This window comes from Micromonospora sp. LZ37, from assembly GCF_059359015.1.
This window is the reverse complement of record NZ_JCADBL010000013.1, coordinates 116,794-141,275: the sequence shown is the minus strand read 5'-3', so window position 1 is coordinate 141,275 and position 24,482 is coordinate 116,794. Positions and strand designations below refer to the sequence as shown.

At 75.4% G+C, this 24,482-nt stretch carries 19 protein-coding genes and 1 pseudogene; 9 read left to right on the top strand and 11 right to left on the bottom strand.

All coding sequences use genetic code 11. The features are described from left to right. The first annotated feature begins 13 nt into the window (after nucleotides 1-13). Nucleotides 14-976 (top strand): GlxA family transcriptional regulator, encoded by a 963-nt coding sequence (locus tag AC5L3Z_RS24485; RefSeq protein WP_494845317.1) that lies wholly within the window; start codon nucleotides 14-16, stop codon nucleotides 974-976. 12 nt (nucleotides 977-988) lie between these two features. On the opposite strand, the gene AC5L3Z_RS24480 is transcribed toward AC5L3Z_RS24485, so the two are convergent. The 4 genes from AC5L3Z_RS24480 to dacB all read right to left on the bottom strand — a co-directional run bounded on the left by AC5L3Z_RS24480 (nucleotide 989) and on the right by dacB (nucleotide 6,389). Continuing rightward, nucleotides 989-2,620 carry a gamma-glutamyltransferase family protein gene (locus tag AC5L3Z_RS24480; RefSeq protein ID WP_494845315.1) on the bottom strand — a complete coding sequence of 544 codons (1,632 nt, stop codon included), beginning with the start codon at nucleotides 2,618-2,620 and terminating at the stop codon, nucleotides 989-991. A 101-nt stretch (nucleotides 2,621-2,721) separates the two neighbouring features. Continuing rightward, complete coding sequence (tilS, locus tag AC5L3Z_RS24475) at nucleotides 2,722-3,738, bottom strand: tRNA lysidine(34) synthetase TilS (RefSeq protein WP_494845313.1); 1,017 nt, start codon at nucleotides 3,736-3,738, stop codon at nucleotides 2,722-2,724. 10 nt (nucleotides 3,739-3,748) lie between these two features. Next, nucleotides 3,749-4,816 (bottom strand): zinc-dependent metalloprotease, encoded by a 1,068-nt coding sequence (locus AC5L3Z_RS24470; protein WP_494845311.1) that lies wholly within the window; start codon nucleotides 4,814-4,816, stop codon nucleotides 3,749-3,751. 67 nt (nucleotides 4,817-4,883) lie between these two features. Next, nucleotides 4,884-6,389, bottom strand: a complete 1,506-nt coding sequence (gene dacB, locus AC5L3Z_RS24465; protein ID WP_494845415.1) for a D-alanyl-D-alanine carboxypeptidase/D-alanyl-D-alanine endopeptidase — start codon at nucleotides 6,387-6,389, stop codon at nucleotides 4,884-4,886. Nucleotides 6,390-6,841: 452 nt separating this feature from the next. Between dacB and AC5L3Z_RS24460 the strand changes: the two genes are divergently transcribed. Next, nucleotides 6,842-7,348 carry an inorganic diphosphatase gene (locus AC5L3Z_RS24460; RefSeq protein WP_334521285.1) on the top strand — a complete coding sequence of 169 codons (507 nt, stop codon included), beginning with the start codon at nucleotides 6,842-6,844 and terminating at the stop codon, nucleotides 7,346-7,348. A gap of 56 nt (nucleotides 7,349-7,404) precedes the next feature. On the opposite strand, the gene eccD is transcribed toward AC5L3Z_RS24460, so the two are convergent. Further along, nucleotides 7,405-8,805, bottom strand: coding sequence for a type VII secretion integral membrane protein EccD (gene eccD / locus AC5L3Z_RS24455; protein ID WP_494845309.1), 1,401 nt, complete (start codon nucleotides 8,803-8,805; stop codon nucleotides 7,405-7,407). A gap of 100 nt (nucleotides 8,806-8,905) precedes the next feature. Between eccD and eccCa the strand changes: the two genes are divergently transcribed. The 4 genes from eccCa (at nucleotide 8,906) to AC5L3Z_RS24435 (ending at nucleotide 15,912) form a co-directional block, all read left to right on the top strand. After that, on the top strand, nucleotides 8,906-12,880 hold the full coding sequence (gene eccCa / locus AC5L3Z_RS24450) for a type VII secretion protein EccCa (RefSeq protein ID WP_494845307.1): 3,975 nt from the start codon (nucleotides 8,906-8,908) through the stop codon (nucleotides 12,878-12,880). 74 nt (nucleotides 12,881-12,954) lie between these two features. Further along, nucleotides 12,955-14,316 carry a type VII secretion-associated serine protease mycosin gene (gene mycP, locus AC5L3Z_RS24445; RefSeq protein WP_494845306.1) on the top strand — a complete coding sequence of 454 codons (1,362 nt, stop codon included), beginning with the start codon at nucleotides 12,955-12,957 and terminating at the stop codon, nucleotides 14,314-14,316. A 42-nt stretch (nucleotides 14,317-14,358) separates the two neighbouring features. Beyond that, on the top strand, nucleotides 14,359-15,156 hold the full coding sequence (locus AC5L3Z_RS24440) for a phosphatase PAP2 family protein (RefSeq protein ID WP_494845304.1): 798 nt from the start codon (nucleotides 14,359-14,361) through the stop codon (nucleotides 15,154-15,156). A 30-nt stretch (nucleotides 15,157-15,186) separates the two neighbouring features. Continuing rightward, nucleotides 15,187-15,912 carry a phosphatase PAP2 family protein gene (locus tag AC5L3Z_RS24435; RefSeq protein WP_494845302.1) on the top strand — a complete coding sequence of 242 codons (726 nt, stop codon included), beginning with the start codon at nucleotides 15,187-15,189 and terminating at the stop codon, nucleotides 15,910-15,912. Between the two features lie 40 nt (nucleotides 15,913-15,952). Here the strand turns inward: AC5L3Z_RS24435 and AC5L3Z_RS24430 are convergent, their stop codons facing one another. The 6 genes from AC5L3Z_RS24430 to AC5L3Z_RS24405 all read right to left on the bottom strand — a co-directional run bounded on the left by AC5L3Z_RS24430 (nucleotide 15,953) and on the right by AC5L3Z_RS24405 (nucleotide 21,253). Then, nucleotides 15,953-17,131: a MarP family serine protease gene (locus tag AC5L3Z_RS24430; RefSeq protein ID WP_334521298.1), complete on the bottom strand. Its 1,179-nt coding sequence runs from the start codon at nucleotides 17,129-17,131 to the stop codon at nucleotides 15,953-15,955. Between the two features lie 58 nt (nucleotides 17,132-17,189). Further along, nucleotides 17,190-17,888: an NUDIX hydrolase gene (locus AC5L3Z_RS24425; protein ID WP_494845414.1), complete on the bottom strand. Its 699-nt coding sequence runs from the start codon at nucleotides 17,886-17,888 to the stop codon at nucleotides 17,190-17,192. Between the two features lie 20 nt (nucleotides 17,889-17,908). Beyond that, nucleotides 17,909-18,526, bottom strand: a complete 618-nt coding sequence (locus AC5L3Z_RS24420) for a TlpA family protein disulfide reductase (protein WP_494845300.1) — start codon at nucleotides 18,524-18,526, stop codon at nucleotides 17,909-17,911. Then, nucleotides 18,523-19,311, bottom strand: a complete 789-nt coding sequence (gene nth / locus AC5L3Z_RS24415; protein ID WP_494845298.1) for an endonuclease III — start codon at nucleotides 19,309-19,311, stop codon at nucleotides 18,523-18,525. Before nth ends, AC5L3Z_RS24420 begins: the two co-directional genes overlap by 4 nt. A gap of 61 nt (nucleotides 19,312-19,372) precedes the next feature. Then, entirely contained in the window at nucleotides 19,373-20,533 is a 1,161-nt protein-coding gene (locus tag AC5L3Z_RS24410; RefSeq protein WP_494845297.1) for a CapA family protein, read from the bottom strand. Nucleotides 20,534-20,590: 57 nt separating this feature from the next. Beyond that, nucleotides 20,591-21,253, bottom strand: coding sequence for an adenosylcobinamide amidohydrolase (locus AC5L3Z_RS24405; RefSeq protein WP_494845296.1), 663 nt, complete (start codon nucleotides 21,251-21,253; stop codon nucleotides 20,591-20,593). Between the two features lie 220 nt (nucleotides 21,254-21,473). On the opposite strand from AC5L3Z_RS24405, the gene AC5L3Z_RS24400 reads away from it, so the two are divergent. The 3 genes and pseudogenes from AC5L3Z_RS24400 to AC5L3Z_RS24390 all read left to right on the top strand — a co-directional run. Further along, entirely contained in the window at nucleotides 21,474-22,151 is a 678-nt protein-coding gene (locus tag AC5L3Z_RS24400; protein ID WP_067306583.1) for a Crp/Fnr family transcriptional regulator, read from the top strand. 119 nt (nucleotides 22,152-22,270) lie between these two features. Next, nucleotides 22,271-23,389 (top strand): metallophosphoesterase family protein, encoded by a 1,119-nt coding sequence (locus tag AC5L3Z_RS24395; protein WP_494845294.1) that lies wholly within the window; start codon nucleotides 22,271-22,273, stop codon nucleotides 23,387-23,389. A 432-nt stretch (nucleotides 23,390-23,821) separates the two neighbouring features. Continuing rightward, a pseudogene (locus AC5L3Z_RS24390) lies at nucleotides 23,822-24,424 on the top strand (TetR/AcrR family transcriptional regulator); the annotation flags it as partial. Nucleotides 24,425-24,482 lie beyond the last annotated feature (58 nt).

Genomic DNA, 24,482 nt, shown 5'->3' with positions numbered 1-24,482 from the left:
TTACCCTCGTCACATGCTCCGCTCGGTCGCCGTCCTCGCGCTGGACCAGGTCGCCCCTTTCGAGCTCGGCGTGCTCGCCGAGGTCTTCGGCACCGACCGGACGGACGACGGGTTCCCCGCCTACCGCTTCCAGGTGTGCAGCCCCGACGGCCGCCCGGTGCGGACCTCCTCGGGTTTCGACCTGGCCCCGCACGCCGACCTCGGCCCGCTCGAGGAGGCGGACCTCGTCGCCGTCCCCGCCCACCAGAGCAGCGGCGCCACCCCGGCCTGCGTGCTCGACGCGCTGCGCCGCGCCGCCGAGCGGGGGGCGTACCTCTTCAGCGTCTGCTCGGGGGCGTTCATCCTGGGCGAGGCCGGCCTCCTCGACGGCCGGGAGTGCACCACCCACTGGCGGTACGTCGACGAGCTGCAACGCCGGCACCCCGCCGCGCGGGTCCGGTGCAACTCGCTCTACGTGCAGGACGGGCGGCTGCTCACCAGCGCCGGCACCGCCGCCGGCATCGACGCCAGCCTGCACCTGGTCCGCCAGGCCCACGGCTCCGCCACGGCCACCCGGCTGGCCCGCCGGATGGTGGTCCCCCCGCACCGGGACGGTGGACAGTCCCAGTACGTCGAGGCCCCCATCCCGAAGGCGCCCGAGGCGCCCACCCTGGAGCCGGTGCTGGAGTGGCTGATGGGGCACCTGGACCGGCCGACCACGGTGGACGAACTGGCCACCCGGGCCGGCATGTCGGCGCGTACCTTCGCCCGCCGGTTCCGCGCCGAGACCGGTACCACCCCGCACGACTGGCTGACCAACCAGCGGGTGCTGCTGGCCCGCCGGCTGCTGGAGGAGACCCGGCTCAGCGTGGACACGGTCGCCGACCGGGCCGGCTTCGGCGACGCCGCCGTGCTGCGCCACCACTTCACCCGCCGGGTCGGCACCACCCCGCACGCCTACCGGACCACCTTCCACGACCGCGTGCCCGCCACCTGAGCCGGACCGGCGTCAGTAGCCGACAGCAGCACCGTCGATCCGGGACTCGGAGCCCACGACCCAGCCGGCGGCACCGCGCCAGAGCGCCTGCCCGTACCCGAACACGGAGGGCTCGGCGGCGACGGCGACCTCGTGCCCCCGGGCGCGCAACCCCGCGACCAGGCCGGGCCGCGCCGCCAGCTCCGGCTCGACGAGCAGGGTGCGGCCGGCGTGCCAGTACCAGCGTGGGGCGTCCAGCGCGGCCTGCGGGTCGAGACCCGCGTCGAGCGTCCCGGCGAGCAGCTGCACGTGCCCCTGCGGCTGCATGTGCCCGCCCATCACGCCGAACGGCCCGACCGGTGCGCCGTCGCGGGTCAGGAAGCCCGGGATGATGGTGTGGAACGGGCGCTTCGCCGGACCCACCACGTTGGGGTGGTCCGGGTCGAGCCGGAAGCCGGTGCCCCGGTTCTGCAGGGCGAAGCCGTGGCCGGGCAGCACCACGTGCGAGCCGAACGCCAGGTAGGTGGACTGGATCAGGCTGACCATCATCCCGCCCGCGTCGGCGGTGCAGAGGTAGACCGTGCCGCCCCGCTCCGGGTCGCCGGCCACCGGGTCACCGGCCCGTTCGGTCAGCAGGGCCCGCCGGGCGGCCGCGTACGCCGGGTCGAGCAGGGCGGCGGTCGGCACCGGGGCCCGCTCCGGGTCGGCGACGTGGGCGTGCGCGTCGGCGAAGCCGAGCTTCACCGCCTCGACCTGCCGGTGCAGCCGCTCCACCGGGTCGGCGCCGGCCGGGTCCCACCCGTTGAGGATGTTCAGCGCGAGCAGCGCGGCGATCCCCTGCCCGGGCGGCGGCAGCTCCCACACCTCGTGCCCCCGGTACCGCACGCTGACCGGGTCGACCCAGGTGGAGGTGTGGCGGGCCAGGTCGTCGCCGCTGATCAGCCCGCCGGTCCGGGCGGCGTGCGCGTCGAACGCCTCGGCGATCCGGCCCCGGTAGAAGTCGTCCGCGCCGGTCTCCGCGATGCGACGCAGCGTCCGGGCCGCGTCCGGGTTGCGCCACCGCTCGCCGGGGCGGGGGGCCCGCCCGTCGACGGTGAAGACCCGCTCGAACTCGGCGAACTCCGCACCGACCAGGCCGGCGTGGCCGGCCACCGCGCGGGCCCAGCCGGCCGCCGTGCCGGCGGAGACCGGGTGGCCGTGCTCGGCGTAGCCGATCGCGTCGGTGAAGAGGTCGGCGAAGGGCAGCGAGCCGAACCGGTCGTGCAGGTCCCGCCACCCGGCCGGGGCCCCCGGCACCGTCACCGGCAGCCAGCCCCGGGCCGGCATCGCCGGCCCGCGCGCCTGGGCGCCGCCGAGCGCCGCCATCGGCTCGGCCGCCCGGCCCCCGGTGGCGGTCAGCACCATCTCCCGGGTGAGCGCCGCCGGCGACCGGCCGGCGGCGGTCAACCCGTGCAGCCGCTCGCCGTCCCAGACGATCGCGAAGAGGTCACCGCCGATGTCGTTCGAGGGCGGCTGGAGCACGGTCAGCGCGACCGCCGTGGCCAGCGCGGCGTCGACGGCGTTGCCGCCGCGCCGCAGCACGGCCAGGCCCGCGGCCGCCGCGAGCGGCTGGCTGGTCGCGACGGCGCCGTGCGGGGCGAACAGCGGCTTGCGGGGGTACGCCATCCGCCATGTCTACCGCCTCCGGCGGCTCCCGGGCAGTCCGCCGGAGCGGTGGATGCCCCAGGGGCGTCCGGGTCGGCGTGCCGAGTCGCCGGCTCCGGCCCTCAGTCGAGGCGCACGAGGCGCCCGTCGCGGCGGACCACCCGCACTCCACCCGGCAGGGCGGTCGCCCCCTGCCCGTGCCAGTCGGTGACCAGCGCGTCCAGCGCCGCGACGTGCCGGTGCGACAGGGCGGCCCCGTAGGCGCCCAGCTCCCGGGCCCAGGCGTGCAGCACCCGGGTGCGTACCGCGGTCGGCAGCGCGGCCAGCGCCGCCACCCGCAGCCCACCCTCGACCGCCCGCACCCCGGCCGGGGGTGGCGCCGCCACGGGCGCGGCGGCGAGGGCGGCGGCGGCCAGTTCGTCCAGCGCGGCGGTGTCCGCCCCGACCAGCCGGGCCGTCCGGGCCAGGTTGTCCCGCACCGCCGGGCCGAGCGCCCGGGTCAGCGCCGGCAGCACGTCGGCGCGCACCCGCGCCCGGGCGTACGACGGGTCGACGTTGTGCGGGTCGTCCCACGGGGTCAGCCCGAGCGCGGCGCACGCCTTGCGGGTCTGTTCCCGGGTGACGTCGAGCAGCGGGCGCAGCAGCGGCACGCCGGCCAGGTCGCGGCGCTCGGGCATCCCGGCCAGCCCCCGCGGGCCGGCCCCCCGGGCCAGCGCCAGCAGGACCGTCTCGGCCTGGTCGTCGCGGGTGTGCCCGACGAGCAGGGCGACCGCGTCGTGCCGCCGGGCGGCGGCTATCAGGGCCTCGTAGCGGGCCTCGCGGGCGGCCGCCTCCGGGCCGCCCGGTCGCCCGGCCACGGTCACCGGGACCGACTCGACCGGATCCAGGCCGGCCTCGACCGCCCATCGGGTGACGGCGGCGGCGCGCTCGGCGGAGCCGGGTTGCAGGCCGTGGTCGACGGTCACCAGGCCGGCGGCGCGACCCAACCGGGGCGCCACGAAGGCGGTGGCGGCGGCGAGGGCCAGCGAGTCCGCCCCGCCCGAGCAGGCCACCAGCACCGGCCCGGCGCCGGGCAGGCCGGCCAGCGCGCGGCGGACCGCGACCCGGGTCGCGGCGACCGGCGGGGCGAGCGCGGCCACGGGCGCCCGGTCAGCCGGCGGTCGGGGTGGCCGCGGCGGGACCGTGCACCCGGGCCACCCAGGCGTCCGGGTCGCCCAGCTCCTCCAGCCGGGGCAGGGTCAGCGGCGAACCGAAGATCTTGTTGAAGCCGTCCATGCCGACCCGCTCGACGACGCCGTGCACGAACTTGCGGCCCTCGGCGTACTGGCGCATCTTGACGTCCACGCCGAGCAGCCGGCGGATCGCCTTCTCCAGCGGGTTGCCCGACTCGCGGCGCCGGTTGAACCCGGCCCGGATCCGCTCGACGCTCGGGATGACCTGCGGGCCGACCCCGTCCATGACGAACTCGGCGTGCCCCTCCAGCAGGGTCATCAGCGCGGTGAGCCGGTCCAGCACGGCCCGCTGCCCCGGGGTCTGCACGATGTCCAGCACGCTGGTGCGGCTCTCCGGGTCCTTGACCGCGTCGGAGAGGGTGGCCACCCCGCGGCGCAGCCGCTCGACGAGGTGCTCGCTGCTCTGCGAGGCGTCCACGAAGGCCTGCACCTCGCCGAGGAAGTACGCCCGCATCCACGGCACGGCGGTGAACTGCGTGCGGTGGGTGACCTCGTGCAGGCAGACCCAGAGCCGGAAGTCACGCGGATCCGCCCCGAGCTTCCGCTCCACCTCGACGATGTTCGGGGCGACGAGCAGCAGTTGGCCGGGGTCGCCGGAGAAGACCTCGTACTGGCCGAGGACCCGGCCGCTCAGGTAGGCCAGCACGGTGCCGGCCTGCACCCCGGTCAGCCGGGAGCCGATCGCCTCGGTGAGCGGGCCGGGACGGCGGTCGCCGGAGAGCCGGTCGACCAGCGGGGTGATCACCTCGCGTAGCCCGGCGATGTTGGCGGCCGCCCAGTCCCGCCGGTCCACCACCCGCACCGGCGGATGGCTGACCTGGGAGCGCAGCCCGGTGTAGTCGGCCACGTGCCCGGCCGCCTCGTCGGTGAGCCGCCGCAGGTCGCCGACCACCTCGGTGGCCTCCGCGTACGACACCCGGGGGCCCGACTTGCTCAGCGCCCCCGCGGTCGCGGCGGCCAGATCCCAGTCCACGAACTGCGCCATGCACCCACCGTACCCGCGCCGCGACACCCCGGCCGGGGGCGTGGGCGGCAGCCCCCGGCGAACGGGGTCAGCGGCAGCCGCAGGCGGCCAGCGCGCCGGCGATCCGGTCCAGGGCCCGGCGGGGGACGTCCGGGTCGCCGGCCGGCGCCTGGTCGGTGAGCACGGCGAAGGCGAGCAGCCGGCCGTCGGCGGTGGTGACCAGCCCGGAGAGGGCCTGCACCCCGGTCAGCGTCCCGGTCTTGGCCCGCACCACGCCGGCCCCGGCGGCCGTCGCCGCCACCTGGTACCGCTCCTTCAGGGTGCCGGACCAGCCGCCGACGGGCAGGCCGCCGAAGATGGCCGCCAGCTCCGGGCGGCTGCCGTCGCCGGCGAGCGCGATCAGGTCGGTGAGCAGGGAGGGGCTGATCCGGTTGGTGCGGGACAGCCCGCTGCCGTCGGCGAGGCTGATCTCGTCGGCCGGCAGGCCCAACTCGGCGACGACCGTGTCCATCGCCGCCGCGCCCCCGGCGAAGGAGCCCGGCTGGTTGCGGGCCAGCGCGACCTGCCGGGCCAGCGCCTCGGCGACCACGTTGTCGCTGTCGCTGATCATGATGTCGACCAGGCGGATCATCGGCAGCGACTCGACCTTGCCCAGCTCGGTGCCGGGGGCCGGGGCGCCGGCCGCCGCGCTGCCGCCGGCCGCCGGGGCCGAGCCCTTCGCCACGTCGGTCGTGGGGAGCCCGAGCAGCCGGGCGAAGGACCGGCCGGCGGCCAGGTCCGGCCGCGGGTCGCGTTCCGCCGCGCCGTGGGTGTCGTCGAAGTTCTTCCGGGCCGACACCGGGTCCCGCCGCGCTCCGTCGGTCATCAGCGCGCTGATCGAGGCGCCGAAACCCTCGGTCGGGATGTCGTCGTCCCAGCCCGGGCCGTGTACGGGGCCGGGGAAGAGCGTGGAGTCGACGACCACCTTCGTCGGCGCCGTCCCGCCGAGCGCCTGCTTGACCTGTTTCGCCAGGTCGTCCAGGCGGGCCGCACCCGGGTAGAAGCCCTTCTTGTCGATCGCCAGGGTGGGGTCGCCGCCACCGACGAGCACCACCTCGCCAGGGTTCGCCCCGGCCACCGCGCGGGTCGGGATCCGGTGGCCGGCGCCCCGGGCCGCCAGCACGGTCACCCCGGTCACCAGCTTGGTCACCGAGGCGGGCACGGTGCCGTCGTCGCCACCGCGGGCGTAGAGGGAGTTCCCGCTCGCCACGTCGACCACCGACAGGTTGACCCGCTCGCCCAGTTCGGGGGCGCCCAGCAGCGGCTCGACCGCGGCGCGTACCGCGTCGGGGGTCGGTTCGGGCGCGCCGGCGTCGGGGCCGGCGAGCACCGGGGACGGGTCGGGTTCCGGCGCCCCCGCGGAGGCCGCGGGGGCGGGCCGACCGTCGCCCAGCCAGCCGGCGACCGGTCCGGGGCGGACCACGAAGGCGGCCCCGGCCAGGGCGACCAGCAGCAGGACGACCAGCAGTGCCGGCCACCGGCGGCGCCGGCGGGGCGGCGCGACGGGCGCCGGCGGGTGCGGATAGGCCCCGGCCGGTGGCGGGGAGACCGGGATGGCGCCGGTCGGTGACGACACGGGCGCGGTGGCGTCGACCGGCGCTCCCCACGCCGGGTTCGGACGGGGTGCGGTGCCGGATCCCGGACGATCGGGGCCGGAACCGGACGAGGCAGGCACGCCGGGGGGACGCCACGCCGGGGGTGGCTGACGCTCCGCCGGGCTCGACGCGGGGGACGGCGGGGGCCCGGGGTGGCGGGGCACGTTGGCGTCGGGCACGGGAACCCGCCCGCTGGCGGATCCGCCGGATCCGCGTCCGTCAACCCCACCCGGACGGTATTGTGAATCTTCCCTCCCCACGACCCCCTCCTCCTGCGGCCGAAACCCGCCTGGGTGACACTACTTCGGTCCGAAGACTATGCGGCGTCCGGAGCCGAGGGGTGGCCTTTCACCCGTCCGGGGGGCGCTATGGTTCCGTTCAGCCAGCGTGGGCAGACGAGGGAGCGTGGGAAATGGATTTCGACGTCACGGTTGAGATCCCCAAGGGTCACCGAAACAAGTACGAGGTGGACCACGTGACCGGCCGGATCCGGCTGGACCGCACCCTCTTCACGTCGACCCAGTACCCGGCCGACTACGGCTTCATCGAGGGCACCCTCGGCGAGGACGGCGACCCGCTGGACGCGCTGGTGCTCGTCCCCGAGCCGACCTTCCCCGGCTGCCTGATCCGGTGCCGCACCATCGGCATGTTCCGGATGACCGATGAGAAGGGCGGCGACGACAAGGTCCTCTGCGTGCCCTACGAGGACCCCCGCCAGGAGCACCTGCGCGACATCCACCACCTGGGCGAGTTCGACCGGCTGGAGATCCAGCACTTCTTCGAGGTCTACAAGGACCTGGAGCCGGGCAAGTCGGTCGAGGGCGCCACCTGGGTCGGCCGGGTCGAGGCCGAGGCGGAGATCCGCGCCTCGTACCAGCGGGCCAAGGACGCCGAGGAGCACGGCGAGTCCGCGCACTGACGCGACACTCTTCGAGGAAGGCCCGGGCCGGTCGGTCCGGGCCTTCGTCGTACGGGTCAGCCCAGCAGGCCGCGGGCGGCGTCGTAGAGGTCCAGCACCGCGCAGGCCACCGGCACCACCGAGACCACCAGCGCGGTGTCGGTCAGGTCGGCCACCCGACCCAGGTACGGCGACACCGGGCGCCGGGCGTACGTCGTGCCGGTCGCGACGGCGGCCAGGGCGACCAGCAGGCCGCCGACGGTCAGCGCGAGCAGGCCGGCCCCGCCCGCCCGAGCGGCCAGCACCGCGCCGAGCACCGCGAACCCGGCCAGCCCGGCGAGCACCGGCGGGACCCGGTGGCGGACCGCCACGAAGAGCCGGGAGCGCAGCAGCAGCACCGCGGCGACCACCGCCACCAGCAGCCGGCCGGCGGTCCCCCCGGTCGCGCCCAGCACCACCGCCGCGGCGACGGCGAGCACGGCGTGCCCGATCAGCATGCCGGTCAGCATCTCCTCGGTCCGGGCGACCGCGGCGTGCACCCGGGCCCGGTCGGGCAGGTCGCGCACCGCGTCCGGCCCGCCGGTCGGGCCGGTGGGCAGGGTGATCGGCGGCAGCGGCACCTTGCCGAGCCGGATCGCCAGCAGCGGCAGCGCGCCGACGGCGAAGACCAGCACGCAGAGCAGCACCGCCGCGGTGCCCGCCGGGTCGAGCAGGAAACCCCCGGCCGCGGCCGGCGCGCCGGCCGCGCCGGCCGTCGCGCCGGCCACGAAGACCCGCAGCCGGGCGGCCGTGCCGAGCAGGCCCAGCACCGCGACCAGCAGCAGCGCCACCGCGCCGGCCAGCAGCTCGGGGGCGCCCAGCCAGGGCAACGGCCGGAACGCGCCGACCGGGTCGCCGGAGCTGACCGCCAGGGCGCCGGCGGCGGCGGCGTACGGCAGGGCGTAGCCGCCGAGGGTCGCGCCGGCGGGTCCGTCCCCGTACGCCCGGGAGGCGACCGTGCCGGCGAGGGTGAGCAGCAGCGCCACCGCGCCCGCGACGGCCCAGCCGGAGCGCTGCGCCGGCCCGCCGGCCAGGACGGCGAGCAGCCCGACGGCGAGCGGCACGCCCGCCCCGGCGAGCGCGGCGGTCCGGGTGGCCCGGGGCGACCAGGCGCTGCCGCGCCGACGGGCGCCGTCGGCGATCGCCTCGACCACGTCGTCGTACTCCAGCTCGGGCCACTGGTCGTGGGCCGGCACCAGGTGCAGCACCTCGCCGTCGCGGACGCCCTGGGGCAGCAGCGCCTGCGCGGTCGCCAGCACCGCCCCGTCGGCCCGCCGGAGCAGCCAGCCACCGTGCCGCTCACCGTCGTCGGCCAGCCCCTCCCCGGCGTGCCGGAGCACCTCCGGCAGCAGCTCGGCCAGGGGTACCTGCTCCGGCAGGGCCACGTCCACCCGGCGTTGCGGAGCGCTGATCGTGACCCGGGCCAGTCCGGTGGTCATCGACTTATCTCCATATCGATCGGGAGCGGTGGCTGACGGACGACAGGACTTTACCTACCATGAGCCAGGCTCGGGTTACCGAGCGCCATGGGGAGGCTCCGTGTCCACTGTCGTCATCAAGCGGCCGCCACGCCGTCCGGCACCGGATATACCGGTCGGTGAACTGCCCGTCGAGGCGCCTCCGGAGATCCCCGCCGTCACCGGCGGTCGCTGGCAGCAGGCGCTGATGGTGCTGCCCATGCTGGGCGGCACGGTCGCCATGGCGATGATGTTCGGCCGCGGCGGTGGCGCGTACTCCTACGTGGTGGGCGGCATGTTCGGCCTCTCCTCACTGGCGATGCTGATGACCTCCTGGGGCAGCGCCTCCGGCACCCCGAAGAAGTCGGAGATGATGGCCGCCCGCCGGGAGTACCTGCGGCACCTGACGGCGCTGCGCCGCCGGGTCCGGCAGACCGCCGGCCAGCAGCGGGCCGGGCTCTACTACCGCCACCCCGACCCGGGGCAGCTCTGGTCCACGGTGGACAGCCACCGGGTCTGGGAGCGCCGGCCGGCCGACCCGGACTTCGCCGTGGTCCGGGTCGCGGTCGGGCCGCAGACCCTCGCCACCCCGCTGGTCCCCCCGGTCACCCGGCCGCTGGAGGAGCTGGAACCGATGACCGCCGGGGCGCTGCGCCGCTTCCTCGACGCGTACTCGGTGGTGCCGGACCTGCCGGTGGCGCTCTCGCTGCGCAGCTTCGCCCGGGTCTTCGTCCGGGACGGGCCCGCCGGCCCGGCGCGCCCCGGCACCGGCCGGCCGGACACCGGTTCCGCGCCGGCGCAGGCGCTGGCCCGGGCCATGCTCACCCAACTGGCCGTCTTCCACGCCCCGGACGAGCTGCTGATCGCCGTCTGCGCCGGCCCCGAGCGTCGCGCGCTCTGGGAGTGGGTGAAGTGGCTGCCGCACGCCCACCACCCGGCCCGCGTCGACGCGCTCGGCCCGGTACGCCTGGTCACCAGCTCGGCCGTCGAGCTGGAACGGCTGCTCGACGAGGTGCTGGCCAGCCGGTCCCGGTTCAGCCCGGCCGGGCCGGCCACCGACGGGCCGCACGTGGTGGTGCTGCTCGACGGCGGCGACCTCACCGGCGCCACCGACCTGGCCGGCGACGGCGGCATCGACGCGGTCACCGTGATCGACCTGGACACCCCGCCGCCCCGACTGCTGGACCGCTTCGCCCTCCTGCTGGAGCTGCGCGGCGACCGGCTGCACTCCTGGTCCGCCGAGGGGCACGCCGAGGTCGGCACCGCCGACCGGCTGGAGATCGCCGACGCCGAGGCGATCGCCCGACGGCTCGCCCCGCTGCGGATCGCCACCACCGTACGGGGGACGGAGAGCGCGCCCGGCGCCGAGCTGGGCCTGCCCGAACTGCTCGGCATCGGCGACCCGGACGGCTTCACCGCCGACCAGGGCTGGGTGCCCCGCTCCGCCCGGGAGCGGCTGCGCGTGCCGATCGGCATCGGCGCCGACGGCGGCGCGATCGAGCTGGACCTGAAGGAGTCGGCGCAGGACGGGATGGGCCCGCACGGGCTGCTCATCGGCGCCACCGGCTCCGGCAAGTCCGAGCTGCTGCGGACGCTGGTGCTCGGACTGGCCGCCACGCACAGCTCCGAACAGCTCAACTTCGTCCTGGTCGACTTCAAGGGCGGCGCCACCTTCGCCTCCTTCGACCGGCTGCCGCACACCGCCGCGGTGATCACCAACCTGGCCGACGCGCTGCCGCTGGTCGACCGGATGGTCGACGCCATCAACGGCGAGCTGGTCCGCCGCCAGGAGCTGCTGCGCCGGGCCGGCAACTTCGCCAGCCTGCGCGACTACGAGCGGGCCCGGGCCGCCGGCAGCCCGCTCGCCCCGCTGCCGTCCCTGCTGCTGATCTGCGACGAGTTCTCCGAGCTGCTCTCCGCCAAGCCGGACTTCATCGACCTCTTCGTGCAGATCGGCCGGCTGGGCCGGTCGCTCGGCGTCCACCTGCTGCTGGCCAGCCAGCGCCTGGAGGAGGGCCGGCTCCGGGGGCTGGACACCCACCTGTCGTACCGGATCGGGTTGCGCACCTTCTCGGCGCTGGAGTCGCGCACCGTGCTGGGCGTGCCCGACGCGCACGAACTGCCCCGCTCCCCCGGGCACGGCTACCTGCGCGCCGGCACCGACCCGCTGGTCCGGTTCCGCGCCGCGTACGTCTCCGGGCCGGTCCGCCGGCGGGCCGGCGCGGCCGGCGGCGGCGCGGGCGAACCGGCCCGGCTGCTGACCTTCTCCACCCACCTCGTGCCGGTGCCGGAACCGGCCACCCCGGCGCCGCCCACGGAGGAGGAGGTCGGCGGGGAGAGCCTGCTCGACGTCCTGGTCAACCGGCTGGCCGGGCAGGGCCCGCCCGCGCACCAGGTCTGGCTGCCTCCGCTGGACCGGGCACCCGCCCTGGACGAGCTGCTCGGGCCGGTCGCCGTCGACCCGGCGCGCGGCCTCACCGTCGGCAATCCCGAGCTGCACGGCGCCCTCCAGGTGCCGGTGGCCGTCGTCGACAAGCCGTACGAGCAGCGGCGCGACCTGCTCTGGCTGGCCCTGGACGGCGCGGCCGGGCACGTCGCCGTCGTGGGCGGCCCGCAGAGCGGCAAGTCGCACCTGCTCCGGACGCTGATCTGCGCGCTGGCGCTCACCCACACGCCCGCCGAGGCGCAGGTCTACTGCCTGGACTTCGGCGGCGGCGGGCTGGCCGCGCTGCGCGACCTGCCGCACGTCGGCGGGGTCGCCGGCCGCGCCGACCCGACCGTGGTGCGCCGGACGATCGGTGAGATCGCCACCCTCCTCGCCGAGCGGGAACGCCGCTTCGCGGAGCTCGGCGTGGAGTCGATGGCGGCCTGGCGGCAGCGCCGCACGGTGCCGGCGGCGGCCGGACAGCGCGCCGTCGACCCGTTCGGCGACGTCTTCCTCGTCGTCGACGGCTGGGCCACCCTGCGCGGCGAGTACGACGACCTGGAACCCCTCGTCACCGACGTGGCCACCCGGGGCCTGTCGTACGGGGTGCACGTGGTGGCGAGCGCGGTGCGTTGGCTGGACTTCCGCCCGGCGATCCGCGACCTGTTCGGCTCCCGGCTGGAGCTGCGCCTCGGCGACCCGTCGGACACGGTGGTGAAGCGGACGGTGGCGGTGACCGTGCCGGAGAAGACGCCGGGCCGGGGCATCACCGCGCAGGGCCTGCACTTCCTGACCGCTCTGCCCCAGGTCGCCGGGGCGGAGACCACCGACCTGGTCAAGGCGGTCGGTGGCGCCTGGGCCGGTCCGCCGGCCCCCCGGGTACGGCTGCTGCCGCCGGTGCTGCCGTACGCCGAGCTGGACCGCTCCGCCACCACCGGACTGGCCTTCCCGATCGGGGTCGCGGAGGCGGACCTGCGTCCGGTGCTGCTGGACTTCGCCAGCGAGCCGCACTTCGTGGTCTTCGGCGACGCGGAGTGCGGCAAGTCGTCGTTCCTCCGCGCGCTGGCCACCTCGATCATCGACCGGTTCACCCCGGAGCAGGCCCGGATCCTGCTGGTGGACTACCGGCGCAGCCTCCAACCCCTCACCGACGAGCCGCACGTCATCGGGTACGGCAGCGCGGCGGCGCACACCGCCGAGCTGGTCGAGTCGGTCGCCGGTTACATGCAGCGGCGGATGCCCGGCCCGGAGGTGACCCCGGCGCAGTTGCGGGAGCGGTCCTGGTGGTCGGGGCCGGAGCTGTTCGTGCTGGTGGACGACTACGACCTGGTGTCCAGCGGCCCGGCGAACCCGCTGCACGGGCTGGTGGAGCACCTGCCGCAGGCCCGTGACATCGGCCTGCACCTGGTGCTGGTCCGCCGTTCCGGCGGCGCCGCCCGGGCCCAGTACGAGCCGATCATCCAGCGGTTGCGGGAGCTCTCGACGGCCGGGCTGGTGATGAGCGGCAGCCCGGACGAGGGGCAACTGGTCGGTCCGGTCCGCCCCGGCCCGCTGCCCCCGGGGCGGGGCCGGCTGGTCACCCGTCGCGAGGGCGTACGGCTGGTGCAGCTGGCGCACCTGCCGCCACCGTGACGCGAGTGAGTGGAACGTCCCGTGGTGGCGGTGAAACCCGGTAATCTCCCAGCAGCACGTGTCTGTCGCGATGAATGGCGGAGGATGTGACCAGGGTTCGGCACGGCTCCCCGACGGCGCTGCACCGGTTCGCCGGGCGCGCGCTGGTCGGGGTGGCGGCGACGGCCGTGACGCTCGTCGGGGCGCCCCCGCCGGCGGCGTCGGCCGCCGCGTCCCCGCCGATCGGCGTCGCCGCGCCGGTCACCCACGCGGCGTTGGCCGTGCCCCGCTTCGCGCCGGTGGACACGACGGCCCGGGCCGACCGGGTCCGCGACGACCAGTTCCAGCTCGACCAGTTGCGGGCGGACGCGGCGTGGCGCAGCTCCACCGGCCGTGGGGTGACGGTCGCGGTGGTCGACTCCGGAGTGGACGCCTCCCACCCGGACCTGGTGGGCCAGGTGCTGCCCGGCACCGACCTGGTCTCACCGGGCGGCGCCCCCCAGCCCGACCCGGTGGGTCACGGCACCACGGTGGCCAGCCTGATCGCCGGACGCAGCGACGACAAGCGGGGCGTGGTCGGGCTGGCGCCCGACGCGCGCATCCTGCCCGTCCGGGTCCTGGACGACGAGAACCGCTACGACGACGCGCTGATCGTCGCCAAGGGGGTGCGCTGGGCGGTCGACAACGGCGCCCGGGTGATCAACCTGTCCCTCGGCGGCAGCGGTGACAGCCCGGCGCTGGCCGCCGCGCTCGACTACGCCTTCGCCCGGGACGTGGTCGTGGTGGCCTGCACCGGCAACGTCGCCACCTCCAACAGCCCGAAGGTCTGGTACCCGGCCCGCGAGCCGGGTGTGATCGCGGTGGCCGGCCTGGAACGCGACAGCGAGAACCTCTGGCCCGGCTCGATCACCGGGCGCGCCACCATCCTCAGCGCCCCGGCCACCGGCCTGGTCGGGGCCCGGCCGCCCGGCGGCTACTGGGGGGTCCAGGGCACCAGCTTCGCCGCCCCGCTGGTGGCGGCCGCCGCCGCGCTCATCCGGTCCCGCTACCCGCAGATGTCCGCCGGGGACGTGGTCAACCGGCTGCTGACCACCGCGCGGGACATCGGCCCCACCGGCCGGGACGACCGCTTCGGGTACGGCCTGGTCGACCCGGTCGCCGCACTGACGGCGGACGTGCCGCTGGTGCACCACAACCCGTTGGACGACAACGACTCCCCCGGCGTGGTCGGCTTCGGCCCGGCACCCGGTTCCACCGACGACGCCCAGGCCGGAGGCACCGGCGCGGACCCGCTCGGCTTCACCGCTCCCCGCCAGCAGACCCGGTGGTCGGCCCAACCGGCCGGCGCCGGCGAGGACCCGGCACCCCGCCGGCTCTGGACCGGCGTCGCCATCCTGGCCGCCCTGGTCACCGGCACCGCGCTGATGATCCGCCGGTTCCGGCTGTGGGGTCGCTGAGAGCCGGTCTGATCCGGTTCCCGGCTGGGTAGTGGACGCGGCATGGATTCGCCCGGTCAGCACACACCCGTTCGCCCCGGTGACCGGTCCTGGTGGGACCGGCGCCTCGACGTGGACCATTCGCTGGGGTTGCGGCTGACCCTGGCCTCGGTCGCGGCGTTCCTCGTGCTGGTGCCGTTCGGGCTGCTCGCCGTGCTGGTGCTGGGGGCGTGGCCGCCGCTGCACGACCTGGACGCCACGGTCACCCACGCGCTGCACGGCTACGCCCTCGACCATCCGGCCTGGGTGTGGACGATGACGGTGTGGACGAACGTCTTCGGTCCGGGGCCGCTGCGGATCGCCGCGCTGGCGCTGGTGGTCTGGTTGTGGCATCGCCGGGCGCGGCGGCTGGCGCTCTGGGTGGTCACCACGATGGCCGTCGGTGGCCTGCTCGGCGCGCTGCTGAAGCTCCTCGTCGGCCGGCACCGCCCCGACCTGCTCGACCCGGTGGCCCGGGCGGCCGGTTTCGCCTTCCCGTCGGGGCACGCGCTGAACGCCGCGCTGGCCGCCGGGGTGCTGCTGCTGGTCTTCCTGCCGTTCACCCGGGGCCGGCCCGGGTCGCGCCTCGCGTTGTGGCTGGCGGCGGTGCTGCTGACCGTGGTCACCGGGTGGAGCCGCATCGCGCTCGGCGTGCACTGGACCAGCGACGTGGTGGGCGGCTGGGTGCTCGGGGTGGCGGTGGTGGCCGGGACCGCCGCCGCGTTCACCACCTGGCGGGAGCAGGTCGGCTTGCGTCCGACGCGGCCCGCCACCGAGGGGGTGGAGCCGGAGCTGGCCGACCCGGACGGGCCGCGAGCGTAGTTCGCGACCGCCCGGGGTAATGAGCGGCCCATGTCCGACTTCGCGGTGCAGGTCGTCAAGCGGGTGCTGCTGCCGGTGGCCCTGCTGCTCGCCGTCATGGTGGCGCTGGGGTTGCTGGTGACCCGGGTGTTCCACACGGTCTGGCCGTTCACGGCGGAGGACGCGGTCAACCGGGAACTGGCCGCCGACCGCACCGGCGGCTGGAACGACGTGTCGCTGGTGTTCAGCACCCTGGCGAGCACCCAGATGGTCGTGGTGGTCACCGTGGTCGTCGCGTTGATCCTGCGGCTGGTGCTGCACCGCTGGCGGGAGCCGATCTTCCTGTGCGCCGCGGTGAGCGCCCAGGCGCTGGTGTTCCTGCTGACCACCATGGCGATCGACCGGAACCGCCCGGCCGTGGAGAAGATGGACGTCTCCCCGCCGACCTCCAGCTTCCCCTCCGGGCACACCTCGGCGGCGGTGGCGCTCTACGTCGGCATCGCGCTGCTGCTGGCCCTGCAGGCGCGGAGCACCGCCGTGAAGGCGACCTGGTGGACGCTGCTGGTGCTGGTGCCGGTCGGGGTGGCGCTCACCCGGATGTACCGGGGCATGCACCACCCCAGTGACGTGGTGGCGTCCTTCCTCAACGGCGGCACCTGCGTGGCGATCATGGCTCGCTCGGTGCTGGACCGGACGGTGCGCTGGGGGCCGGCCGCGCTGCCCGGCCTCGCCCCGTCGAGTGGGGACGTCGCGGCCCGGGCCGGCGCCCGGGGCTGACCCCGGTCGCGGTCACCCGGCCACCGTCCGTCCGGGGGCCTCAGGTGCACTCGCCGGTGCCCACCCCACGGGTACGCTCCGCGCCGGCCAGCGCCACCGACCGGGCCTCCGCGGCGGTCACCGCGAAGCCGGTGTTCGGGTCGTCCGCGGCAGCCGCGAAGATCACCCCGAGGACGAGGCCGTTCGAGGAGACCAGCGGGCCGCCGGAGTTGCCGCTGCGCACCAGCGCCCGGATCGTGTAGATCTCCCGGGTCACGTCCCCGGAGGAGTAGATGTCCGGCCCGGTGATCCGGTCGACGTCGCGTACCCGGGCCGGCCGGGCGTCGTACGGGCCGTCCAGGGGGAAGCCCAGCACGATCGCGTCGGCGCCGCTGCCGGCCTGACCGGCGGCGAAGCGCAGCGACGGGCCGGGCAGCCCCGGCACGTACAGCACGGCGAGGTCCCGGTCCGGGTCGTAGACGACGACCTGGCCGTCGTACCGGTCACCGCGCAGCTCGACCGCGACGGAACGGGTGCCGGCGACGACGTGCGCGTTGGTCATCACCCGGTCGTCCGCGTACACGAAACCGGAGCCCTCGATGCGGCGGGCGCAACTGGGCGCGGAGCCCAGCACCTTGACCACCGCGCGCTGGCTGTTCGCCACCACCTGGGAGCCGGCGAGCGCCGGGTCCGGCGGAGAGACCTGCCGTGCCGAGGTACGGCCGAGTCCGTTGAAGACCTCCGGGAAACCGTTGGTGTCGACCGTGTCCCGCAGGGCGGTGGAGAGCTCCTGGGCCCGGTCCGGCAGCACGGTGTCCACCACGTTCAGCAGGGCGCTGTTCTTGACCGAGGCGGCCAGCCAGGGCAACGACGACGAGCCGAGCGGCACGGCGACCAGCCAGGCCACCATCATCACCGCGAAGATCGAGACGAAGGCCCCACCCACGTCGTCGGCCCGCTTGGCCACGTCGTTGGTGATGGTGCGGCGCAGGTGCGAGCCGAGCCAGCCGGCCAGCGCCTGGCCGAGCACGGCCAGCCCGAAGACGGCGATCAGCGAGATCAGCACCCGGGTGCCGCTGTCGACGAACTGGCGGGCCATCATCGGACCGACCTGGAGGCCGACGAGCGCGCCCAGGAAGAACCCGGAGAACGACAGCGCTCCGATGACGAAGCCCTGACGGTATCCGCTGATCGCGAACACGAGCATGAGCAGGAGCAGTACGAGATCCACGGCGGACACGGGTCAAGGGTACGGGCACCGGGCACCGGGCACGGCCACCGCTTGCGGAACGTGCCCGTCAGGTAAGCGGACCGGCCATCTCGTCGACCTCGTCGGTGCCGGCGGAGGGCGCCGGAGCGGCCACCGGGGGCGGCAGCTCGACCACCCGGTGCCGCGGCCACGGGCGGGCCCAGCCGCCCATCTCCAGCAGCGTGGCGATCACCCCGGCGGTGAAGCCCCAGACCAGCATCCCCCGGACGGAGAAGGCCGGGCCGATCCAGCCGCTGGGATGGCGTACCCGCAGCCGGTTGTCCGGGTCGACCAGCTCGGCGATCGGCAGCCGGGCCACGTGTGCCACCTCGGCCGGTTCCCGGGGGTGCACCGGGTGCGGGGTGTGCCACCAGGCCAGCACCGGGGTCACCACGAAGTCGCTCACCGGGATCCAGAGCCGGGGCAGTTCGGCCAGGACGGTGACGCTGGCCGGGTCGAGCCCCACCTCCTCGTTCGCCTCGCGCAGCGCGGTGGCGGACGCGTCGGCGTCCTCCGGGTCGGCGGCGCCGCCGGGGAAGGCCGGCTGACCGGCGTGGTTGCGCAGGGTCGCGGCCCGCTGGAGCACCAGCACGTCGGGGCCGGTCCCGGGCTCCTCGCCGAGCAGCACCAGCACCGCGCTCTCCCGGCCGCCCTCCTCGGGGGTGGTGAGCCGGGTGAAGTCCTCGGTCCGGGCGGTGCCGAGCCGGTTCAGCAGCGGGTCGATCCAGCTCGGTGGGCGGCCGCTCAAACCCAGCTCACTCCTCACGCTCACGGTGCCACCTCCACGCCGAGGTGCCGGCGTACCAGCTCGGTGAGGCGGGCGTCGTCGAGGGCGCCGGTGGAGTCGACGTGGCGGATCCGGCCGTCGGCGTCGACGAACACGGTCAGCGGCATGGCGTTGCGCTCCAGCTCCCGTTGCAGCGCACCGCCCTGGTCGAACAGCATCGGGAAGCGCACGCCGAAGTCCTCCCCGATGGACTGGGCGCCGCCCCGGCTGTCCCGGTTGTTGACGCCGAGCACCTGGAGTTTCCCGGCGGAGCGCTCGCTGAGCCGTTGGAAGGCGGGCAGTTCCTGGCGGCAGGGCGCGCACCAGGACGCCCAGAGGTTGACCACGACCGGGCCGCGCACGTCGCGCAGCGCCACCGGGGCGCCGCCGGTGAAGCAGGAGAGGGAGAGCTCGGGCAGGCGCTCCCCGGCGTCGCCGGCCGGCGCCGGGGTGGCGGCGCCGGCCGCCGCGGGCGCGGCGGTCAGCGTGGCGCAGTCGGCGAACGGGGACGGTCGCTCGGCCCGAGCGGCCGATGTGGGCGGGGCGTCCTGCTCGGTGGCGGTGCAGCCGGCGACGGCGAGGAGCACCGGGACGAGCAGGGCGGCGAACCGGCGGTTCACGGCACCTCCGCGGCGACGGCCTGCTGCGGCACCAGCTCCGGGTCCACCCCGGCGGCGACCGCGAGGTCCCGGGCGCGGGAGCCCTTGAGCAGCTTGGCGGCGGCGGCCGGCTCGGTGGGCCCGGTCCCGTACGAGGGGCAGAGCTTCGCCAGCGTGCACGCGCCGCAGGCGGGCTTGCGGGCGTGGCAGACCCGCCGGCCGTGGAAGATGATCCGGTGCGAGAGCATGGTCCACTCCCGCTTCGGGAAGAGCGCCCCGATCTCGTGTTCGATCTTGACTGGGTCGGTCTGCGCGGTCAGCCGCCACCGCTGCACCAGCCGCTGGAAGTGGGTGTCGACGGTGATGCCGGGGACGTCGAAGGCGTTGCCGAGGATGACGTTGGCCGTCTTGCGGCCGATGCCGGGAAGCGTCACCAGGTCGACCAGCTTGCCGGGGACCCGTCCGTCGTACCGCTCGACGAGGGCCTGACCCAGCTTGATCAGGGAGTCGGTCTTGTTGCGGTAGAAGCCGGTCGGCCGGATCAGCTCCTCCAGCTCCGCCCGGTCGGCCCCGGCGTAGTCGGCCGCCGTCGGGTAGCGGACGAAGAGCTTCGGGGTGACCTCGTTGACCTTCTTGTCGGTGCACTGCGCGGAGAGGATCGTGGCGACGGCCAGCTCCAGGGCGTTGGAGTGGTCCAGTTCACAGTGCGCGTCGGGGTGCGCCTCGGTCAGCGCCCGGCCGATCCGGCGGGCGCGACGGGTACGGCCGAGGTCCGTCTCCGCCCGGCCGGGCAAGCTCTCTGTCACGCCGGCCAGCCTACGTCGCCGGAACGACCACCCGCCGGGCCCACGCCCGCTGGCCGCCGGGTCAGCCGGCCGAGGGCGCGCTGATCTTGCCGGAGCTGTCGAGCCGGGCCCCGGTGCGCGGGAAGTCGCTGCGGCTGACCTGCGTGATCAACCCGAGCCCCTGGTCGGCCGGGTCCATGGTGGGCTTGCCCACCGAGTTCATCCGGGTCGAGGTGAACGAGCCCCCGGCGTAGCTGCCGTCCGGCTTGAGCGACACCTTGAGCACCCCGCCCCAGCCCAGCCGGCCGGACGGGTTCAGCGACCGGGCGCCACCGGCGAAGTTGCCGAGGCTGTAGGCGATCAGCCGACCCTGGTAGAACTCCATGCCGCGCAGCACGTGCGGGCCGTGCCCGACCACCAGGTCGGCCCCGGCGTCGATGACCGCGTGGGAGAACTTCACCGGATCGCCCCGGTTCTCGCCGTAGAAGATCTCGGTGCCCGGCTTCACCCGGGTCTTGTCGGCGCCCTCGGCGCCCATGTGCACCTGCACCACGACCACGTCGGCCTGGGTGGCGGCCTTCTCGACGACCGCCTTCGCCGCGTCGATGTCGGTCAGGCTGTTCGACCAGGGGTACGAGGAGAAGCCGAGGACGGCCACCTTGACGCCCTTGACGTCGACCACGGTGATCTGGTCCGGCGCGCCGGTGTGCTTGAGCCCATGCTTCTCCAGCGCCTGCCGGGTGTTCTCGTAGCCGGCCTTGCCGTAGTCGTACCCGTGGTTGTTGGCCTGGTTGAGCAGCTCGAAACCGGCGTCGCGCAGGTGGGCGGCGTAGCCGGGCGGGGCCCGGAACTGGAAGCACGCGGTGGAGTTGGCGCCGCACTTGCCCGCGCCGGTGTCCTCGGTGAGCGGCTCCTCGAGGTTGCCCATCACCAGGTCGGCCTCGAGCGCGCCCTTGATCTCGTCGAAGAAGCCCTTGCCGCCGTTGGCGGGCAGCCGGGAGGGGGCCATGCCCATGACGATGTCGCCGGTGGCCGAAAGCGTGATCTCGTCGCCGGCCGGCGCGTCGGTCGGCTTGTCGGCGGGCACCGGGGAGCCGGTGGCCCCGCCACCTCCGCCCGGCTGCCAGGTGGGAGCGGTGGCGTCGGACTCACCGCATCCGGCGGCGAGCACGGCGAGGAGCACACCGAGGGCGAGCAGGGCTCGCGGACGACGGCGGGGGCTGAGGGGGGCGGCAGCGTACATCGCCCGCGACGCTACCCGGCGGTGAACGCTCCGACGACGGGCCGATCGGACGGAAGTTCAGCCCGTCCGCTTGTCTGACCAGGGGACGCAGGGCGCGGACCCGCCGTCCCGGACGGCGGCGTGGACGGCGCGGGCGAGCGGGGCACCCCAGGCGGACCGGGGACCGCCGTAGGGCTCGGCCGGACCGTCGACCGGGCAGAGCACGGTGACCGCGTCGGTGGGGGTGCCGGTGGCGGGCAGCCCGAGCTCCCAGATCGCCTGCGCCTTCGCCTCCGTCGCCGTGGCGACGGCGTTGACCAGGGCGGCGTCGGAGAGCGCCGCCGGGACGTACACCACGATGTTGACCGTGCCGACCCGCTGGGCCGGTGCCGCCGGGGCGGGTGCCGCGGCCCAGACCGGGGTGCCGAGCCCGACCGTCGCCCAGGCCCGCACGCCGCTGTCGGCCCGGGCCACCACCTCGGCGACGTCGACCCCGGTGAGCAGGCCGACCCCGGGCCCGGCCAGGCCGAGGCCGTCGGCCAGCGCGGCCAGGTGGACCGCGGGGTCGTCCCGGTGGTACGACATGGGCACGGTCGCGTTGACCACCCACCGTCGTACGCCGACGCCCCCGCCCAGCGCGGCGGAGCTGGCCGCCCGCAGCGGTCGGTCGGCGCGCCACACCAGCAACGGCGGATCGCAGCCGTCCTCGGGGCGGGTGGTCAGCACGGGCTCGCTCAGCACGTCGGTCACCCTACGACCCGTGGCGGCGACGGCCGGTGACCACCCGGGCGGGAGCTGGCGATACTAGTCCTGATCAGGGCGCGGAGGTTACGTCCAACGATCAAGATTCCAGGGGTGCGGCTCTGATTCGTGCTCACGTGCGCCTAGACTTGGCGGCGCGCGAGGGATCAGCGGACGGCGGACCCGGCCGACGGACGGCACGCGCAACCGGAGGTGCGCGATGGACGAGGTACTGGCCCGCAGCGGGATCTTCCAGGGTGTCGACCCGGAGGCTGCCGAGGCGCTCGCCAAGGAGATGGAGACGATCGACGTCCGCAAGGGCGAGATCGTGTTCAACGAGGGCGAGCCCGGCGACAGTCTCTACATCCTCCTGTCGGGCAAGATCAAGGTGGGGCGTCGGGCGGCCGACGGCCGGCAGAACCTGATCGCGGTGATGGGCCCGTCGGACATGGTCGGCGAGTTGTCGCTCTTCGACCCCGGTCCGCGTACGGCGACCGCCACGGCGGTGACCGACACCCGGCTGGTGCGGCTGCGCAAGCAGGCGCTGCGGCCCTGGTTGAACAACCGGCCCGAGATCGCCGAGCAGCTGCTGCGGGTGCTGGCCCGCCGGCTCCGCCGGACCAACGACTCGCTGGCCGACCTGATCTTCACGGACGTGCCGGGCCGGGTCGCCAAGAACCTGCTCCAGATGGCCGGCCGCTTCGGCACCCGCGACGGCGGCGTGCTGCGGGTGACCCACGACCTGACCCAGGAGGAGATCGCCCAGCTGGTCGGCGCCTCCCGGGAGACCGTCAACAAGGCGCTCGCCGACTTCGCCTCGCGTGGCTGGCTGCGCCTGGACGGCAAGAGCATCATCATCCTCGACCCGGAGCGCCTGGCCCGCCGCGCGCGGGTCTGACCCAATCGACGACCTGGCCAGGGACACCGCAAGGTGTCCCTGGCCTCGTCGTGTCCGGACTGCTCTGCCGGCCGCAGAAATGCTCGACACCGACGGCGCCCGCCCGGCACCGTGACCGCATGCTGGAACGCGTAGCCGTCCTCTCCGACATCCACGGGGCGCTGCCCGCGCTGGAGGCCGTGCTGGCCGAGCCGGACGTCGCCACCGCCGACCTGGTCGTGCTCACCGGCGACATCGCGGCCGGCCCGCAGCCGGTCGAGGTCCTGGACCTGCTCGCCGGCCTCGGCGACCGGGCCTGCTGGGTCGGGGGCAACGCCGACCGGGAACTGGTCGGGGCCCGGGCCGGCCGACCCGCTCCGATCGAGGTCTCCAACTGGGCCGCCGGGCAGCTCCGTAACGACCAGGTGGCCCGGCTGGCGGCGCTGCCGCTGACGGTGACCCTGGCGGTGGCCGGCCTCGGTCCGGTGCTCTTCTGCCACGCCACACCCCGGGACGACGAGGAGGTGGTGCTGGTCGACTCCCGGATGGACCGCTGGGCCGAGGTTCTCGCCGGGGTGCCGGCCGAGGTGGGCACCATCGTCTGCGGGCACACCCACATGCCGTTCACCCGCCTGGCCGACCGCCGGCTGGTGGTCAACCCGGGCAGCGTCGGCATGCCGTACGGCGGCGCCGGGGCGTGGTGGGCCCTGCTCGGACCGGGCGTGCAACTGCGCCGCACCCCGTACGACGTGGATGCCACCTGCGCCCGCGTCGCCGCCGAATCGGCTTCCCCCACGCGGCCGAGTGGGCCGACGAGTACCTGCGATCCCGGCACAGCGACGCCGACGCCCTCACCGCCTTCGGCCCCCGGGACGGTCGCTGACCACCGACACACCGCCCGAGCGGGTGCCATGGGTGCGGCCCGCGCGATGGCTTCGCGGCCCGCGCGATGGCTTCGCGGCCCGCGCGATGGCTTCGCGGCCCGCGCGATGGCGCGCAGCCCATGCGATGGCGCGCAGCCCCTGCGCTGGCGTGTGGCCCATGCGATGGCGTGGGCCCGTGCGATGGCGCGCAGCCGTGCGACGGCGGCCGGCCCGCGCAACGGCGTGAGAGCGGCGCGGCGCCGCGGCAAGGCCGATGCGGTGCAGTGCGACCGATCCGGCCCGCGCGGGCGCGGCGCGCAGTGGGCGGGGGGCGGCTGCCCGATGCTCATCCCATCGCCCACTTCACTGGCGGACACTTTAGAGCTGATGACGTAAACGGATCGCCCGCTGAGTCGTTTACGTCATCAGCTCTAAAGGATGGCAACACCACGACAAGGGCCGGGAAGAGGCAGGGCTTGCGAGCCGGAAGAGGTCCGGGCGGAGCTGGGGCGGAGCCAGACGGGGCTGGGGCGAGGTCAGAAGGACACCGGGCGAGTAGCAGGCCGGTTCGGGCCCGGGCGCTGCACAGCCGCCACGCCGCAGAGCCGCCACGCCGCAAGTGCCGCCACGCCGCAATGGCCGCAGAGCAGCAAGGGTTACAGCAGCAGCAAGGGCCGGAGCAGCAGCGGTGGCAGGGCGACGGCCGGGCAGGGCGATGGCCGGGCAGGGTGGGCGACAGGCGGGGTGGGCGACAGGCGGGGCGGGCGACGGGCGGGGTGAGAAAAAGTCAGTCTTGACTGTTTGTTTCGGGGGCGGCACGCTGTCCCCGTGTCCACCGCATCGACGCGCGTCCCTCAGCAGGAGCGTAGCCGCGCCACTCAGGCCCGGCTGCTGGAGGCGACCGTCGACTGCCTGGTGGAGCACGGCTGGTCCGGCACCACGACCACGGTCGTCGCCGCCCGGGCCGGGGTTTCGCGCGGCGCCCAGCTGCACCACTACCCCACCAAGGCCGCCCTGGTCACCGCCGCCGTCGCGCACCTCGCCGACCGGCGGGCGGACGAACTGCGCACCGAGGCGGAGGGGTTGCCCGCCGGGCCGCAACGACTCGACCGGGTGATCGACCTGCTCGGCGCGGCCTTCACCGGGCCGCTTTTCGTCGCCGCCCTCGAACTCTGGGTGGCCGCCCGCACCGACGCCGAACTCCGCGACGCCCTGGTGCCGCTGGAGGCCCGGGTCGGCCGGGAGATGCACCGACTCACCGTCGCGTTGCTCGATGTGGACGAACGCCGGCCCGGCGTACGGGAGGCGGTCCAGGCCACTCTCGACCTGCTCCGCGGGCTGGGCGTCGCCAACCTGCTCAACGACGACTCGGCCCGCCGCACCGCCCTGCTGCACACCTGGAAGCGGCAGCTCGCCACCCTCCTCACGCCCGACGCGCATCCGGTCGAGGGTCACCGACCGGCGGCGAGAGCCCCGGACGCGGCGGCGC